Raw genomic sequence first — 15,940 nt, forward strand, 5'->3', positions numbered from 1 at the left:
ACCGCTCGTCGGCGGCGAAGCGGGCCGGAGCCCCGGGGGGCCGGGGCGGGGCGGCTGCGGTCATGCCACCGCCTCTCCTCGATCCGCGGCGTCAGCCGGTCCCTCCGCACCCTGGTGCATCACCGGGCACCCCTCCATCCGATCCCGCGGCTGGATGGGGCAAGCCCCCAGGTCTGCGGGCCGGTATCCGTTCGGATACCCCGGGTAGGTCCGGTTCTCCGTCGCACTGGACCCCAGCGCACGGCGACGGACCGGGAGCCACCTCACCACTGCTGACCGGGCCCGCAGCGCGGCGTACGCGGCCCTGCGTCTGCCCGGCGGCTGCCACGGGAAGCCGAAGGCCCGGGTCATGTCGTCGTCCACGAGTGACAGGACCACCTTGCGGACCGCGGGGCGGACCGCCTCCGGATACCAGGAACACATGAGATCGAGCGTGTACGTGCCGATGAGCTCGTTGTTCCGGTCGTAGCGGAAGGTGCGGGCCTCGTAGTCGTCACGCCACCGGCGGAACTCCCCGATGTCCTCGGGGATGTCGGCGATCTTCATCCGCTGCCCCACCCCGCGGTAGAAGTGGAACGCAGCCAGTCGCTCATGGGGGTGCAGTCGTCGCCACCCGATCGCGTCGATCCACTCCAGCGGTTCGTAGATGAACGTCGACAGCACGTACAGCATGTCGTCGTTCGTGATCTCGTACCGCGCGTGCTGGCGGTTGATCACGCGCAGCGCCTCTTTGCCGCGCGGCGAGTCGTACCCGTGCTCGACCAGCTCCACCATCAGCAACGCCGTGTCGTCGTAACGCTTCTGGGGGTTGTCGCGGAACTGGCCGGCCTGCTCCAGGACCGCCGACACCGAGGGCACACAGTACGTGCGGTACAAGGCCAGCTCGAGTGCCCGCTGGTAGTCCCAGGGGAACTCGTACGAGGTGGTGATGCGGTGGATCTCCGCCGCGTCGGCGACCGGGTCGAGGGACGCGATGAGGTCGCGCCAGTACCAGCGGCCGGGCTTGAGCGGCGGCGTCGCCGTGAGCGGATGGTCGACGGCGTCGTCGGCCACCAGCTCGGACGGGATCGGTCCGAACACCCCGGGGACGGTGTGCCGTCCCGCGGCGGCGGAGCTCGTCGTCGTCGTCTCCCGGAGCTCTTCCGGCGTGCTCCTACTGGAGGCGGTGGCAGTCATCGGGCGATCACAGCTTTCCCTGCACGTTGGCCAGCATCCACTTGACCACCTTGATGTCCCTCGGCTTGCGGGTCATGGTCATGAGGTTGAGCGGGGCGGCGAACTTCTGGGCCGTGATGGCCTTGGGCCGCGAGAACTCCCGGAGCCCGTCGGCACCGTGGATGCGGCCGAAGCCCGAGTCGCCCGAGCCACCGAACGGCAGCGAGGGGATCCCGGCGAAGGCGAGGAACGCGTTGACCGACACCATGCCCACGTCGAGCTTCTCCGCCAGCGCCAGTCCCCGCTTGCGGTTGCCGGTGAAGATCGCGCCGCCGAGGCCGTAGCGGCTGGCGTTGGCCTTCTCGACCGCCTCCTCCAGGTCCGCGACCGAGTTGATGACGACGGTCGGCCCGAACGTCTCCTCGGTGATCGCCGTGGAGTCCTCGGGGACGTCGACCAGGACGACCGGCTCGACGACCCGCTCCCCCACCGACTCCTCGCCACCGATGACGGCCTTGCCACCGCGGGCCAGCGCGTCCTCGACGTGCCTGCGGACGATGTCGATCTGGGCGGGCAGTGTCATGGGCCCGTAGCTGGAGGTCACCGCGGTGCCGGGGGTCAGCGCCCGCACCTTCGCGGTGAACTTGTGGACGAAGGCGTCCCGGACGTCCCGGTGGACGTAGATCCGTTCGACGCCGGCGCACGTCTGCCCCGCGTTGCCCATGGCGCCGAAGACCGCCTGGTCGACGGCCGAGTCGAGGTCGGCGTCGGCGTCCACCAGGAACGCGTCCTTGCCGCCACCCTCGATGACGACGGGGGTGAGCGTCTCCGCGCAGGCGGCCATGACCTTGCGGCCCGTCGCGGCCGACCCGGTGAACGCCAGCTTGTCCACGCCCGCCCTGCACAGCGCGGCGCCGGTCGAACCGTCACCCGTGATGGTCTGGAACAGCGGCTGCGAGGCGCCGAGCGAGTTCCACACCTCGGCGAGCCAGACGCCCACACCGGGCGTGAGCTCACTGGGCTTGAACACCACGGCGTTGCCGGCGGCCATGGCGTAGGAGAGGGTGCCCATCGGGGTGAACGCGGGGTAGTTCCAGGGACCGATCGCGCCGACGACGCCGTACGGCTGGTACTCGACGTAGGCCGCCTGGTTGCTCATGAGCAGTCCGGCGGACACGGAGCGGCGGCGCAGCACCTTGTCGGCGTTCTTGGCCGCCCACTCCAGGTGGCTCACCGTGAGCATGACCTCGAGGGTCGCGTCCTCATCCGGCTTGCCGGTCTCGGCGGAGATGAGTGAGGCCAGCTCGTCGGCGCGGGAGGCGATCGCCCGCTTGTACTCGAGCAACCACTCCCGGCGACCGCGCGGACCCTGGGCGGACCACCAGCGGGCGGCGGCGCGCGCACGCTCGACGGCGAGCGCCACCTCCTCGGGTCCGGCGATCGGGTACTCCGCCAGAACAGTGCCGTCGCGGGGATCCAGGCTCGCGAGAGTGGGGCCGGTCTTGCTGGGTTCGGTGGTCGTCATTCGGGTTCCCTCCAGTTTCCGATCACATATATTTGATGTACCGTCCGTGATACGGGCCACAGTAGTCGACTGTGCCCTCCATCGTCACCCCCTGACAGAAAACCGAGGCCAGACGTGTTCGACATCCTCACCGAAGAACAGCGGGACTTCGCCAGGTCCATCGACGACTTCTGCGCGCGCGAGGTCGGAAGCGCCGAGAAGCGGCGGGAGCTCACCACCGAGGGCGGCACCCACTCGCCCGAGATCTACGCCAAAATGGCCGAGCTCGGCTGGCTGGGACTGACCGTCCCCGAGGAGTACGGCGGCGCCGACGCCGGAGCCGTGGAGCTGTGCCTGCTGCTCGAGCACTCGCTGCGTGGTCTCGCCCCCATCGGTGGCATCGGCCCGACCCTCATCACCGGCGCCGCCTACCAGAAGTTCGGGTCCGAGGAGCAGCGCAAACGCGCGCTCGACCTGGTCGTGAAGGGCGGGACGCTGGCCATCTCCATGTCCGAGCCCGGCGCCGGGTCCGACGTGGCGGCGCTGCGCTGCAAGGCCGTCCGCGACGGCGACGACTGGGTGATCACCGGCCAGAAGACCTGGTGCTCCAACGCCCACTTCGCCGACCGCATCCTGCTGGTGGCGCGCACCGACTCGTCGGGCGCCAAGCACGAGGGCATCACCATGTTCGACGTGCCCGCCGACGCCCCGGGCCTGCAGATGACCGGCATCGAGACCATGGGCGGCAAGGAGGTCAACGACCTCTACTTCACCGACGTGCGTCTGCCCGCGGAGTCCGTGATCGGCGAGGTCGGTGGTGGCTGGAAGCAGCTCATGACCGGGCTCAACATCGAGCGGCTCATCCTGGCCGCCATGCAGCTCGGCGTGGCCCAGCGCGCCTTCGACGACTGCCTGACGTTCATCCGCGAGCGCGAGCAGTTCGGCCGGCCCGTCGGCTCCTTCCAGGTCATCCGCCACCGCATGGCCGACCTGGCCACCGAGATCGAGGCCACCCGCCTGCTGGTCTACGCCGTGGCCAAGAAGATCGACGAGTCCGACCCCAGCGCACTCTTCCCCCGCGAGGCCTCCATGGCCAAGCTCAAGGCCTCCGAGCTGAGCAAGCGGGTCACCCTCGAGTGCATGCAGTCCATGGGCGGTTACGGCTACGCCACCGAGTACGGCATGGAGCGCCTTGTCCGCCAGGCCGTCGTGTCCACCATCTACGGCGGCACCAACGAGATCCAGCGCGACATCATCGGAAAGACGTACGGGCTGTGAGCGCCGCGGCCAGGAGCGAACTCGACGCGATCCGCGCGCTCGACACGGTGCCGTCCGAGCGGGTGTCGGCGCTCTGGGATTCGCTGGAGCCCGCCCGGGTCGACGCCGTCGCCGGTACCCGCTGGCGCGGAACCGGACTGGACACCGGGCACCCGATGTTCGGGATGCTCGGGCAGATGCGCTGGTGGGGAAAGGACTTCACCGATCCCCGCAAGGTGGACCCGATCCTCGTCACCGACGACACGGGTGCTGTCGTGCCGGACACCTCCGCCACGGGCGGGGGCGGGGCATCGCTCTGGGAGGTCTCGTTCCGCGGCCGCCCGTGCGCGTCCATGGTCTACGACCGGCTGCCGGTGATCGACCACTTCGCCGTCGTCGATCCCGACACCCTCCTGGCCGTGATGAACGGTCGCGGCACCGTCCGGGAGGGCGAGCACTTCTGGTTTGTCCTCGAGCGCGAGAGCTGACCCGCCCGAGCTGTTCCCCGGAGGACGGCGGCCTCCGCGGCGACAGGCGGCGATCACCGGGCCGGGTGCGCGGGACGGCGATGCGGACCACACTGGACGCATGACCCAGAACACCGAACGCCCGGTCCGCATCGCCGTCCAACTCCGGCCCCAGCACGCACCCGACTACGGCCTCCTTCGCGACGCCGTCCGGCGGTCCGAGGACGCGGGGGTCGACGTGGTGTTCAATTGGGACCACTTCTATCCCCTCTACGGGGATCCCGACGGCGCCCACTTCGAGTGCTGGACGATGCTCGCGGCCTGGGCCGAGCAGACCGAACGCGTGGAGATCGGCGCCCTGGTCACCTGCAACACCTACCGCAACCCCGACCTGTTGGCCGACATGGCCCGCACCGTCGACCACATCTCGGGTGGCCGCCTGATCCTCGGGCTGGGCAGCGGCTGGTTCGAGCGGGACTACGCCGAGTACGGATACGACTTCGGCACCAAGGGCTCTCGGCTCGACGACCTCGGGGACTCCCTCGAGCGGATCGAGCAGCGCTTCGCCAAGCTCACCCCGCCCCCGACGCGTCACATCCCGGTGCTCCTGGGCGGCGGAGGCGAGCGCAAGACGCTGAAGCACGTGGCCCGCCACGCCGACATCTGGCACTCGTTCGTGGACGTGGAGACCTACCGCCACAAGTCCGGGGTGCTGGCCCGGCACTGCGCCGACGTCGGGCGGGATCCCGGTGAGATCGAGCGCTCCACCGAGGTCGGCGGCGCCTCCTCCGCCGACGAGGCGCGGCGCTCGGCGGACGCCCTGCTGGCCGAGGGCGTCACGTTGTTCACCGTGGGCCTGAACGGGCCCGACTACCCCCTGGATCTGGTGGAGTCGTTGGTGGCCTGGCGCGACGGGCGCTGACGGCCGTGGTCAGCCTCGGTTGACGGCGCGGTCGGCGCGACGCCACACACGGAAGGTGTAGCCGGACGCCGCGAGCATCAGCACCAGCACGAACGAGGCGAGTATCGACGGGCGCCCGGCCACGATCAGTCCCACCGCGTTGACCAGCGCCAGCACGGTGAAGAACCCGACGAACCCGCCCAGGACCTCCAGCCGCTGCCGGGTCCCGAGCGCGTCGCCGCCGCTCCGAGCCACAGCCGGGTCAGCTCTTCAGGCCGCCGGCGGTGAGGCCGGAGATGATCCGTCGTTGGAAGATCAGCACCATGATCACGAGCGGCACGGTGACGAGCGCACCCGCCGCCATGATCGCCGCGTGCGGCGGGATGTAGGGGTTGACCCCCGAGAACCGGGCGATCGCCACGGTGACCGGCTCGGTCGAGGAGTTGGACAGCTGCTGTGACAGCAGGAACTCGTTCCACGTGATGATGAACGCCAGGATCGCGGTGGTGAACAACGCCGGCGCGGCGAGCGGCAGGATGATCTTGATGAACGCCTGGCCGCGGGTGGCGCCGTCGACGCGCGCCGCCTCCTCCAACTCCCAGGGCAGGTCGTTGAAGAACGAGGTCAGGGTGTAGATGGTCAGGGGCAGAGCGAACGAGATGTTGGGGATGATGAGCGCCTGATAGGTGCCGATCCAGCCGATGTCGGTGAACAGCTGGAACAGCGGCGTGACCAGCGCGACGCCGGGGAACATCGACGCGGCCAGGATGACGCCGGTGACGAGGAACTTCCCGCGGAAGTCCACCCGCGCGAGCGCATATGCGGTGAACACGCCGAAGAGCAGCGCCAGCCCGGTGGTGATGGAACTGATGATCACCGAGTTGATGATCGCTCCGAAGAAGTTGTTGCCCGCGTCCGTCGCCAGCGCCTCTCGGAAGTTGTCCAGGGTGAGGTGCGAGGGCACGGGACTGGCGGAGAACACGAACCGGTTGTCGCGGAACGCGGTGACGAGCATCCAGTAGAACGGCGCGAGCCCCCAGATCAGGATGAGCAGGGCCCCGATGTAGGTGCCGATCCTCGGGCCGAGTGGCTTGCGGGGGGCGCGGAGGTCGTCGTTGTTGTCCCGATCGTGCGAACCGGGGTGTGACGACGACGAGGTGGTCGATCGCGTGGTGGACGACGTGGACGGTTCAGGCGCTCGGTGACTCACCGGATCTCCTCCTTCTTGCCGGTGCGGTCATCGACGACGTTCGCGCCGAGGAACTTCACCATGACGAACGCCACGGCGAAGATCAGCAGGAACACCAGTGTCGATATGGCGGACGCACTGTTGAAGTTGCCCATTCGCATCTCGTTGACCACCAGCATGGACACCGTCGCGGTGGGCGAGCCGGAGTTGGCCGACACGAGGATCACGGGCAGGTCGTACATGCGCAAGGCGTCGAGGGTGCGGAACAGGATCGCGACCATCAGCGCCGGCCGGACCAGCGGCAGGGTGATCCTGGTGAACTGTTGCCACCGGGAGGCACCGTCGACGCGGGCCGCCTCGTAGACGTCACCGGGGATCATCTGCAGCCCGGCGAGGATCAGCAGCGCCATGAAGGGCGCGGTCTTCCACACGTCCGCCACGATGATGGCCATACGGGCGTAGAACGGGTCGGTGGTCCAGGCGATGTTGGTGCCCAGCATCGTGTTGGCGATCCCGTTGGGGGCGAAGATGAACGCCCAGAGCTTGGCGGTGACCGCGGTCGGGATCGCCCACGGGACGAGGACCGCCGCCCGCAGGAGGGAGCGCCCCCAGATGCTCTTGCCCATGACCACGGCCATGGCGAAGCCGAGCACGGTCTCGAGCGAGACGGTGGTGACGGTGAAGAACAGCGTGTTGCCCATGGCGGGCCAGAAGTCGACGGCCGAGACACCGGGCGGGCAGGGGATGGTGCCGTCGCCGCCCCGGGCCGGGCACGCCTGGGTGAGCCAGTAGAGATAGTGCTGAAAACCGGCGAAACCACCGTCGGAGAACATCCCGGTGGCGGGATCCAGGCCGCGGTCGGCCTGGAAGGACAGGTACACCGCACGGACGACCGGATAGCCGATCACCACCGCGAGGATCGCGAGCGCGGGGCCCACCATCCACACCGGACGCCAGTCGAACCTCTTCTCGACCAGTGGCGCCGGGGACTTCTCACTCGTCGTCATCGCTGCAGCTCCTCATCGGATCGCACCCGCCCTCACCACGACGGCCGATGGGCCCCGGGAATGCTACCCGGGGCCCATCAGCGCGGTGATGTCATACCTGCTGTTCAGACTCTGGTGTCACTGAGCCGCTTGCTCGATCGCGGCGCTCATGTCGGTGAGCGCCTGCTCGACGTTCTTCTCGCCACGCAGCGCGGCGAACGTGTTGTCCTGGATCGCCTTGGACACGGCCGGGTAGTACGGCGTGACCGGGCGCGGCTCGGCGTTCTCGAGAGCCGCCTTGAGGGCCGGCATGTACGGGAACTCCTGCTGAAGCGCCTCGTCGTCGTAGATCGAGGTCAGCACCGGCGGGAACGACTGCTCGGCGAAGCCCATCTGGACGTCCTCGGAGATGATGAACTCGAGGAACGCCTGGGCCGTGGCCTTGTTCTCGGAGAACACGTTGATGGCGTTGTTGTAGCCGCCGAGGGTGGACCGGCCTGCGCCGTCCTGGCCGACGATGGGCGCGACCTCGAACCGGCCCTGGACCTGGGAGGTGGGATCGGACTGGCCCGACTCGTACATGTACGGCCAGTTGTAGGAGTACATGGTCTCGCCGGCGAGGAAGGCCTGCGCGGTCTCCTCCTCCGTGAAGGCGTCGGTCTGCGGGGGGATCACGCCGTTCTGGTAGGCGTCGACCAGGGCGGTGAGGCCCGCGCGTGCCTGATCGGTGTCGAGCTCCGGGGTCTGCCCGTCGTCGCCGACGACCTGGCCGCCCCAGCTGTGGATGAACTGGGTGGCGGCGACGGTGAGGCCCTCGTAGAGGCTGAGCTGCGTCTGCAGGCAGTCGACGTCGGCACCCTCCGCGGCCTCGCAGGAGGCGACCAGCGCGTCCCAGTTGGCGGGCGCCTCCGGCTGGAGGTCCGTGCGGTAGTACAGCAACTGGGCGTTGGTGTTCTGCGGGATGCCGTAGAGCGTGCCGTTGTAGGTCGCGGAGTCCACGGCGGCCTCGATCAGGCCGGAGGTGTCGACCTCGGTGTCGCCCTCGATCGGCTGCAGCCACCCGTTGGCCGCGAAGTACGCGGTGTCCGTGACATCGAGCGCGAACACGTCGTACTCGCCGCTCTCGGTCTGGAGGGACTGCGTGAGCGTGTCCCGCTGTCCGTCCTGCTCGGCGGGGAGCTCGCGGAGGGTGACCTCCTGGTCAGGGTTCTCCGCGTTCCACTGCTCGATGACGGGACGGAGCTTGTCCGTGTCGTTGCTGCCCATCGCAAAGGTGATCGGGCCGACGCCCGAGGTGCCGGCCTCCGCCTGCTCGTCGGATTCGTCACCACCACCGTTGGCACAGGCCGCGGTGACCACCGCGACCATGGATGCGGCCGCCGCCGCTTTGAGGAACCTGCCGTGAACGGCCATGCGCTCTCTCCTACTGTTGTGTCTCGCCTACCGCCGACGTGTGCCGACGGTCGGATGATCCCGGGCTCACTGTGACGCGGGTCTCTCTGAGGTCCCGCTGAGCGTAACCCACGCAGGGCCTGTGGCGTCGGACCACGAGCGGTCCGATCACCGACGCCCCGCCGCCCCGCAGCCCGTGGGGGCCGCGAGACTTAGATCACAGGCGACACTCTAGCAACAACAGGTGTTGCGGCCACCCACGACCGGCCCCGCCGCACCCTGATCGACCCGGCCGGCGTCAGCCCCGCCGGTCACCGCAGGCGCAGACCGGACTCCACGTCGAAGAAGCGGACCTCGTCGTCGAGCGCGGCCAGGAACATGGTCTCGCCCTTGCCCGGGTGGTCACCCGATTCGGCCCGGTAGACCACGGGGTGTCCGTCACCGGTGGAGCAGTGGAGGTAGCTGTCGGCCCCCAGTTCCTCGACCAGATCCACGGTCACCTCCAACCCGTGACCGTCCCCGGCGATCCGCAGGTGCTCCGGTCGCACGCCCACGGTGACCCTCGGTCCGGACCCCGGCGGGACCTCTTCGCGGAAGCCCTCCACGTCGACCCGGCCGTCGGAGACGGGGGCGTCGAAGAGGTTCATCGACGGCGATCCGATGAAACCGGCGACGAAGGCGTTGACCGGATTGTGGTAGAGCTCGCGCGGGGTGTCGACCTGCTGCAGGATGCCGTCCTTGAGCACCGCCACCCGATCCCCCATCGTCATGGCCTCGACCTGGTCGTGGGTCACGTAGATCATGGTGGTCCGCAGGTCACGCTGCAGTTTGGCGATCTGGGCACGGGTGGCCACCCGGAGCTTGGCGTCCAGGTTCGACAGGGGTTCGTCCATCAGGAACACCTGGGGGTTGCGCACGATCGCCCGACCCATGGCGACCCGCTGGCGCTGACCACCGGAGAGCTCCTTGGGCTTACGGTCGAGGTAGTCCGTGAGGTCGAGCATCTCCGCGGCGCGGTCCACCCGCTCCGCGATCTCCTTCTTGGACGCCTTGGCCAGCTTGAGCGCGAAACCCATGTTCTCCCGCACGGTGTAGTGCGGGTAGAGCGCATAGTTCTGGAACACCATCGCGATGTCCCGGTCCTTGGGCTCCGACCCGGTGACGTCCCTGTCGCCGATGAGGATGCGACCGGCCGACACGTCCTCCAACCCGGCGATCGCGCGGAGAGTGGTGGACTTGCCGCAGCCCGACGGCCCGACCAGGACGAGGAACTCGCCGTCGGCGATCTCCAGATCGAGTCGGTCCACGCTGCGCCGTGCGGCGCCGGGGTAGATGATGGACACGTTCTCGAAGGTCACCGCAGCCATGGAGAGATCTTTCCCTTCACCGGCAGGAACGTGCCGGACGATCCGAGATAGAGGGTTGTCACGACGACTGTAGCGCCACGGGACCGGAGTTCACCGGCACTGCGCCCACAGTTCATCCGCACGTGTCCTCAGCACGCCCGCGCCGTCGCCCGCGCTCCCTAGGGTCACAGCGTCCTCGTGCGCCCGTGCGGGGCGCACACGTCCTCAGGGAGAACCGTTGTCAGTCCGTCGTCTGCTTCCGATCGCCACCCCCGGCATCTCCAACCGCCAGCACCTGACCTGTCTGTACAAGTGCGGTGACCAGTGCGCTGCACCGGTCCCCAACGCCAGCGGCAATCCGTACTTCGGGGACGTCGCCACCGAGATCAGCCGCCGCGGGGCACTCAAGGCGGCCGGTGTGGTCGCCCTCGCGGTGGGGGCCACCCAGGTCCTGCCGGCCACCGTCGCCGCGCAGGGCTCCCTCGGCGCCGGTTCGGCGGGCGCTCTCGGTTCGACGGGCGGGGGCACGCTCGACACCGGATTCCTCCCGGTGGCACCCAACACCGCGGACGCCGTCGTCGTACCGGCCGGGTACTCGAGCCACGTGGTGATCCGCTGGGGCGACCCGGTGATCCCCGGCGCCCCCGCCTTCGACTTCGAGAACCAGACCGCCGCCGCGCAGTCCCTGCAGTACGGCTACAACTGCGACCTCGCGGTGCTGTACCCCATGGACGATCGGGACAGCCGGTTCCTCCTGATCGTCAACCACGAGTACACGACCGAGCCCACGATGTTCCGCGGGTACGATTCCGCCGCTCCCACCCGCGAGCAAGTGGAGACCGCGTGGGCCGCCCACGGGATGACCGTGGTCGAGCTCACCAGCCGCGCAGGCGACGGTGGGCTCGATCCCGTGATGGGCTCCTACAACCGCCGCATCACCGCGACGACGCCGTTCGAGTTGCGCGGCCCGGCCGTCGGCCCGCTCACCCGCACCACCGCAGACCCGACCGGGACCCGCGTGCTGGGAACGCTCAACAACTGCGCAGGCGGCCACACCCCCTGGGGGACCGTGCTCTCCGGCGAGGAGAACTTCAACCAGTACTTCGGCACGACCGGCTCAGTGACCGACCCGGCCCGGGTGGAGGCCCTCCGGCGCTACGGCGTGTCGATCACCGAGTCCGGTCGCAAGTGGGAGCGCTTCGACAGCCGCTTCGACCTGGCCGCCGAGCCCAACGAGGTCAACCGCTTCGGCTACGTCGTCGAGCTCGATCCCTGGAACCCGGACTCCACGCCCGTCAAGCACTCGGCGCTCGGCCGGTTCAAGCACGAGGGCGGGACCGTCCACGTGACCAACGACGGGACCGTCGTCATCTATTCGGGCGACGACGAGCGATTCGACTACCTGTACAAGTTCGTCTCCAGCCGGAAGATGGTGCCGGGGCGGAACGCGGCGGCGCGGGCCCAGAACATGAGGATCCTCGACGAGGGGACCCTCTACGTGGCCACCTTCACCGGAAACTCCCCGGAGTCCGAGATCGACGGGTCGGGCGCGCTCCCCTCGGACGGCGCGTTCGACGGGGCGGGCGGTTGGATCCCGCTCATGACCGTCGACTCCGCCGGGAACGCCGTCTCCCACGTCTCCGGCATGACCGCGGAGCAGGTCGCCGTGCACACCCGCATGGCGGGCGACGCTGTCGGGGCCACCAAGATGGACCGCCCTGAGGACGTCGAGCCCAGCCCCACGACCGGCAAGGTCTACATGGCACTGACCAATAACAGCCGCCGGACGGTCGGACAGGTCGACGAGGTCAACCCCCGGCACAACAACAAGCACGGGCAGGTCGTCGAGATCACGGACGACCACGCAGGGACGACCTTCGGGTGGAACCTCCTCCTGGTGTGCGGCGACCCCGCCGCAGCCGACACCTACTTCGGCGGCTTCGACAAGTCCAAGGTCAGCCCGATCTCCTGCCCGGACAACGTGGCGTTCGACCCGGCCGGCGGACTGTGGGTGTCCACCGACGGCAACGCCCTCGGGTTCAACGACGGTCTGTACTCGGTGGCCACCGAGGGGCCGAACCGGGGCGAGACCAAGCTGTTCCTCACCGTCCCGATCGGCGCCGAGACCTGCGGCCCACTGATCTTCGCCGACCGCGCCATCGTCAACGTCCAGCACCCGGGAGAGAAGGACGGGGCCTCGATCGAGAACCCCGCCTCCCACTGGCCCGACGGCGGGACGTCGCAGCCGCGTCCGTCGACGGTCGTGGCGTGGAAGGACGGGTTCACCGGCGGGACCGGGTCGCTTTCCGGAGGGTCGCTCCCGACGGGCTCCCTGGGTTCCTGATCGTCGGTGTGCGGGGTCCGGGCGGGCCCGGGTCGTCAGACCCGGCTCGCCGGACCCGCATACGCCACCCCGCGCTCGACGGTCGCGGCGATCGAGGCGGCGACGCCCTCCGGATCGTCCGACATCGGAACGTGCCCGTCGGCCGAGATCTCCACTCTGGCCTGCGGGAACAACCTCGAGGCGAGCGAGACCTGCCGGACCGGCAGCACCAGGTCGAACCGGCCCCACCGGATGGTGATCGGCAGCTCCTCGTCCACCGGCGCGGAGAACAGGAACGTGCGGCGATCCGCTCGGTCCAGCACGGTGTTGCTGATGATCGCCTCCCCGTCGATCGCCGCCGCCTCGGCGGGGTACCGCCACGGCCGAGCACAGAACGCGGCCATCATCACCGCACGGCCCGCCGCCCTCTCGGTCACCACGGGGATGTGTCGGCCCAGCTTGCCGGCAGCCCGGCGCAGGCTGTGGAACACGGTCATCGTGTAGCGCCACTCGGCGTCGGACCGGAAGAACCCGGCCGGTGAGAGCGCGGTGACACTGCTCGCCAGGCCACGGGCCCCCAGCTCCAGTGCGAGGAAGCCGCCGAGCGAGTTCCCGACGACGTGGGGGCGCTCCCCGTCCGGCACGACCTCCGCGATGAGCTCGCCCAGCTGGTCGATCATGTACTCGAGCACGTCACCCGCGTCGGGGAGATCCGCCGACTCCCCGTGTCCGGGCAGGTCCACCACCACCACCCGGTACCGGTCCGCCAGCAGCGGGACGACCGGGTCCCACGCGTGCGCACGGTGACAGACACCGTGCATGAGGATGATCGTGGGACCGGAACCGGTGACCTGGTGATACAAATCCATTCCGAGAGTATCCCTCACGGCCCGGGATGACGCCCCATAACCGCCCCGGAACGTGCTTACATCTCCCATGCGACCGAGGGGACGAACTGGTCAGGGGGCACGGCGTGGACACTGTGACGAGCGGACTGGTGGCGAGTGAACCGGCGACGAGCGGGCCGGCGGTAGGCGGGCTCGCGGCAAGCGGACGGGTGCCGAGCGAACCCGCGACGAGCGGACTGGCGACGGAGTTCCGACCCATCCTCCTCAGACTGGACCTGCTGGTCCGGCGGCAGAACACCCAGTACGCCCTCAGCCGCGCGCAGACCTCGATCCTCTACACGCTCGCCTGCCATGGACGGTTGCGGATGAGCGACCTGGCCCGGTTGGAGAACGTCCGCGTCCCCACGACCAGCAATTCGGTGACCGTGGTGGAGAGCATGGGCTACGTGGAGCGCGTGCGGGACGAGTCGGACGGCCGGGGCGTCTGCGTGGAGCTCACGGACCTCGGTCGGGCACGGATCGACCAGGTGCTCGAGGCGCGGGACCAGGACTTCGCCGACCACCTGTCCCGCCTGTCCCCGGAACACCGGGCGATGCTGTCAGCGGCGGTCCCCGCCCTCAACGCACTCCTGGACGCCTTCGACGGGACCGCGGCCCCCCACTGACCCGGCGCGGCGTCTAGCCTCACCGGGCATGGGCACAGTCATGATCACCGGCGCCTCCCGCGGGATCGGCGCGGCCACGGCCAGGGCACTCGAGGCAGGGCACGATCTGATCCTGGTGGGCCGCGACACCGACGCGCTGGCGTCTGTCGCCCGCTCCTGCGCGTCCGCCCGGGTGGCGACCGCGGATCTGACGACGTCCGACGGGGTGTCGTCGGTCGCCGACGGGATCGCCACCCTCGACGGGGTGGTCCACTGTGCCGGGGTGGCCGAACTCGGGCGGATCGACGAGTCGGACGCCGCCCAATGGCGTCGCGCGTTCGAGATCAACGTTCTCGCGGTGGTCGAGCTCACCCGGGTGCTGCTCCCGGCGCTCCGCGCGGCCCGCGGCCACGTCGTCGTCATCAACTCCGGTGCGGGGACCACCGCCAAGCCGGGCTGGGGCTCCTACAGCGCCTCCAAGTTCGCGCTCCGCGCCGTCACCGACACGCTCCGCGGCGAGGAACCGGCCCTGCGTGTCACCTCGATCCATCCGGGCCGGGTGGACACCGACATGCAGCGGGCGATCGTCGCCGCCGAGGGTGGAACCTACGACCCGTCGGCCCACCTCAGCCCGGATTCCGTGGCTACCGCGGTGCGCCACGCCCTCGACTCGGGACCCGACGCCCACCCGACCGAAGTGGTTCTGCGACCCCGGCGCCGCTGAGATCCCCTCGACCCGGTGGGCACGCGTGCGATCCCACCGCCGGACCGGTGCGCATGTCGTAACGTCCAGCACCATGGCCGGCACCGACACCCCACTACGCATCACCGTCATCGGTGCGGGCGTGGTCGGGTGCTACCTCGGCGGCAGGCTCGCCCGCCACGCGGACGTGACCCTGGTCGGGCGCCCTCATGTGCTCGACCCGATCCGCGCGGTCGGCCTCACCGTGGAGTCCGGTGAGGGTGTGGAGGACCGCCTCCACATCCCGGCCGCCGCACTCACCCTGGCCGAGTCACCGGAGTCCGTGCGACGCTCGGACGTGGTGCTCGTGTGCACCAAGGCGGGCTCCACCGCCGCCGCCACCGCCGAGTTCGACCCGTTCCTGCGTCCGGGATCGCTGGTGGTGGGCCTGCAGAACGGACTGCACTCGGCCGATCTGATCCGCGACGGCGTGGACTCGACACCGGTGATCGCCGGGATCATCCCCTTCAACGTCGCCCGGACGGGTCCCGCCACCTACCGCCGGACCAGCAACGGTGAGATCCGGATCGCCGAACATCCCCTTGCCACCCCGCTCCAGCGGGTGATGGAGGAGGCCGGTCTCCGGGTGCGCGCGACCGACGACATCCAGGCGGTGCTGCACGGCAAGGTCCTGTTGAACCTCAACAACGCGGTTCAGGCGCTGTCCGGACTCCCCCTGCGGACCGAACTCCTCGACCGGGACCTGCGGAGATGCGTCGCGATCTGCCAGGCCGAGGCCAACCGGGTCTTCACCGCCGCCGGGGTGGTGTCCCGGGTACCCATCGCGGTGCCCGCCGGAATGCTGCCGTTCGTCATGCGGCTGCCCACGCCGGCGTTCCGCAGACTCGCCAGGGCGGTCATGCGGGTCGACGCGGACGGGACGTCCTCGATGAACGACGACCTGGTCCGCGGACGACCGACCGAGATCGACATCCTCCAGGGGGAGGTGGTGCGGATGGGCCGGTACCTCGGGGTCGAGACGCCGGCGTGTGCGCGCATGGTCGAGTTGGTCCACGAGGCCGAGCGGGCCGGACCCGACCGCCGCCAATGGACCGGCAAGGCATTACTCGCGGAACTCCAGCGGGCGCGGCGACGCGCACGACGGCTGGCGCGGCGGCAACTCTAGGAGACCGGCCGACCCGGGCCGGCACGTCAGGTCGACGTGCGCCGCAGGAGCTCGGTGTGG

15 protein-coding genes are annotated in these 15,940 nt (G+C 69.6%); 7 read left to right on the plus strand and 8 right to left on the minus strand.

Annotation, left to right across the window (positions count from 1 at the left end; genetic code table 11):
* Positions 1–60: 60 nt before the first annotated feature.
* Together G6027_RS00220 and G6027_RS00225 are read right to left on the minus strand one after the other, a co-directional pair.
* On the minus strand, positions 61–1,176 hold the full coding sequence (locus tag G6027_RS00220) for an oxygenase MpaB family protein (RefSeq protein ID WP_182634325.1): 1,116 nt from the start codon (positions 1,174–1,176) through the stop codon (positions 61–63).
* A gap of 7 nt (positions 1,177–1,183) precedes the next feature.
* Positions 1,184–2,680: an aldehyde dehydrogenase family protein gene (locus tag G6027_RS00225; RefSeq protein ID WP_182634327.1), complete on the minus strand. Its 1,497-nt coding sequence runs from the start codon at positions 2,678–2,680 to the stop codon at positions 1,184–1,186.
* 114 nt (positions 2,681–2,794) lie between these two features.
* On the opposite strand from G6027_RS00225, the gene G6027_RS00230 reads away from it, so the two are divergent.
* From G6027_RS00230 to G6027_RS00240, 3 genes are all read left to right on the plus strand, one after another.
* Entirely contained in the window at positions 2,795–3,937 is a 1,143-nt protein-coding gene (locus G6027_RS00230) for an acyl-CoA dehydrogenase family protein (RefSeq protein ID WP_182634329.1), read from the plus strand.
* A complete protein-coding gene (locus G6027_RS00235) occupies positions 3,934–4,404 on the plus strand; it encodes a GXWXG domain-containing protein (RefSeq protein WP_182634331.1) in 471 nt (156 codons plus the stop codon). The genes G6027_RS00230 and G6027_RS00235 overlap by 4 nt, the downstream gene beginning before the upstream one ends.
* Before the next feature lie 100 nt (positions 4,405–4,504).
* Positions 4,505–5,305 carry an LLM class F420-dependent oxidoreductase gene (locus G6027_RS00240; protein ID WP_182634333.1) on the plus strand — a complete coding sequence of 267 codons (801 nt, stop codon included), beginning with the start codon at positions 4,505–4,507 and terminating at the stop codon, positions 5,303–5,305.
* Between the two features lie 9 nt (positions 5,306–5,314).
* Here the strand turns inward: G6027_RS00240 and G6027_RS00245 are convergent, their stop codons facing one another.
* The 5 genes from G6027_RS00245 to ugpC form a co-directional block, all read right to left on the minus strand.
* On the minus strand, positions 5,315–5,539 hold the full coding sequence (locus G6027_RS00245) for a hypothetical protein (RefSeq protein ID WP_182634335.1): 225 nt from the start codon (positions 5,537–5,539) through the stop codon (positions 5,315–5,317).
* 7 nt (positions 5,540–5,546) lie between these two features.
* On the minus strand, positions 5,547–6,494 hold the full coding sequence (locus G6027_RS00250) for an ABC transporter permease subunit (protein ID WP_182634337.1): 948 nt from the start codon (positions 6,492–6,494) through the stop codon (positions 5,547–5,549).
* Complete coding sequence (locus G6027_RS00255; RefSeq protein WP_182634339.1) at positions 6,491–7,480, minus strand: sugar ABC transporter permease; 990 nt, start codon at positions 7,478–7,480, stop codon at positions 6,491–6,493. Before G6027_RS00255 ends, G6027_RS00250 begins: the two co-directional genes overlap by 4 nt.
* A gap of 117 nt (positions 7,481–7,597) precedes the next feature.
* Positions 7,598–8,872 (minus strand): ABC transporter substrate-binding protein, encoded by a 1,275-nt coding sequence (locus G6027_RS00260; RefSeq protein ID WP_182634341.1) that lies wholly within the window; start codon positions 8,870–8,872, stop codon positions 7,598–7,600.
* 290 nt (positions 8,873–9,162) lie between these two features.
* Positions 9,163–10,218 carry a sn-glycerol-3-phosphate ABC transporter ATP-binding protein UgpC gene (ugpC, locus tag G6027_RS00265; RefSeq protein ID WP_182634342.1) on the minus strand — a complete coding sequence of 352 codons (1,056 nt, stop codon included), beginning with the start codon at positions 10,216–10,218 and terminating at the stop codon, positions 9,163–9,165.
* A 217-nt stretch (positions 10,219–10,435) separates the two neighbouring features.
* On the opposite strand from ugpC, the gene G6027_RS00270 reads away from it, so the two are divergent.
* Positions 10,436–12,541, plus strand: a complete 2,106-nt coding sequence (locus tag G6027_RS00270) for a PhoX family phosphatase (RefSeq protein WP_182634344.1) — start codon at positions 10,436–10,438, stop codon at positions 12,539–12,541.
* 35 nt (positions 12,542–12,576) lie between these two features.
* On the opposite strand, the gene G6027_RS00275 is transcribed toward G6027_RS00270, so the two are convergent.
* Positions 12,577–13,389 (minus strand): alpha/beta hydrolase, encoded by an 813-nt coding sequence (locus G6027_RS00275; protein ID WP_182634347.1) that lies wholly within the window; start codon positions 13,387–13,389, stop codon positions 12,577–12,579.
* Between the two features lie 188 nt (positions 13,390–13,577).
* Between G6027_RS00275 and G6027_RS00280 the strand changes: the two genes are divergently transcribed.
* The 3 genes from G6027_RS00280 to G6027_RS00290 all read left to right on the plus strand — a co-directional run bounded on the left by G6027_RS00280 (position 13,578) and on the right by G6027_RS00290 (position 15,880).
* Positions 13,578–14,033, plus strand: a complete 456-nt coding sequence (locus G6027_RS00280; protein WP_346995576.1) for a MarR family transcriptional regulator — start codon at positions 13,578–13,580, stop codon at positions 14,031–14,033.
* A 28-nt stretch (positions 14,034–14,061) separates the two neighbouring features.
* Positions 14,062–14,736 (plus strand): SDR family oxidoreductase, encoded by a 675-nt coding sequence (locus tag G6027_RS00285; protein WP_182634351.1) that lies wholly within the window; start codon positions 14,062–14,064, stop codon positions 14,734–14,736.
* 73 nt (positions 14,737–14,809) lie between these two features.
* Entirely contained in the window at positions 14,810–15,880 is a 1,071-nt protein-coding gene (locus G6027_RS00290; RefSeq protein ID WP_182634354.1) for a 2-dehydropantoate 2-reductase, read from the plus strand.
* The last annotated feature ends 60 nt before the right edge of the window (positions 15,881–15,940 follow it).

The organism is Dietzia sp. SLG310A2-38A2, from assembly GCF_014145095.1.
Taxonomy (GTDB): Bacteria; Actinomycetota; Actinomycetes; order Mycobacteriales; family Mycobacteriaceae; genus Dietzia.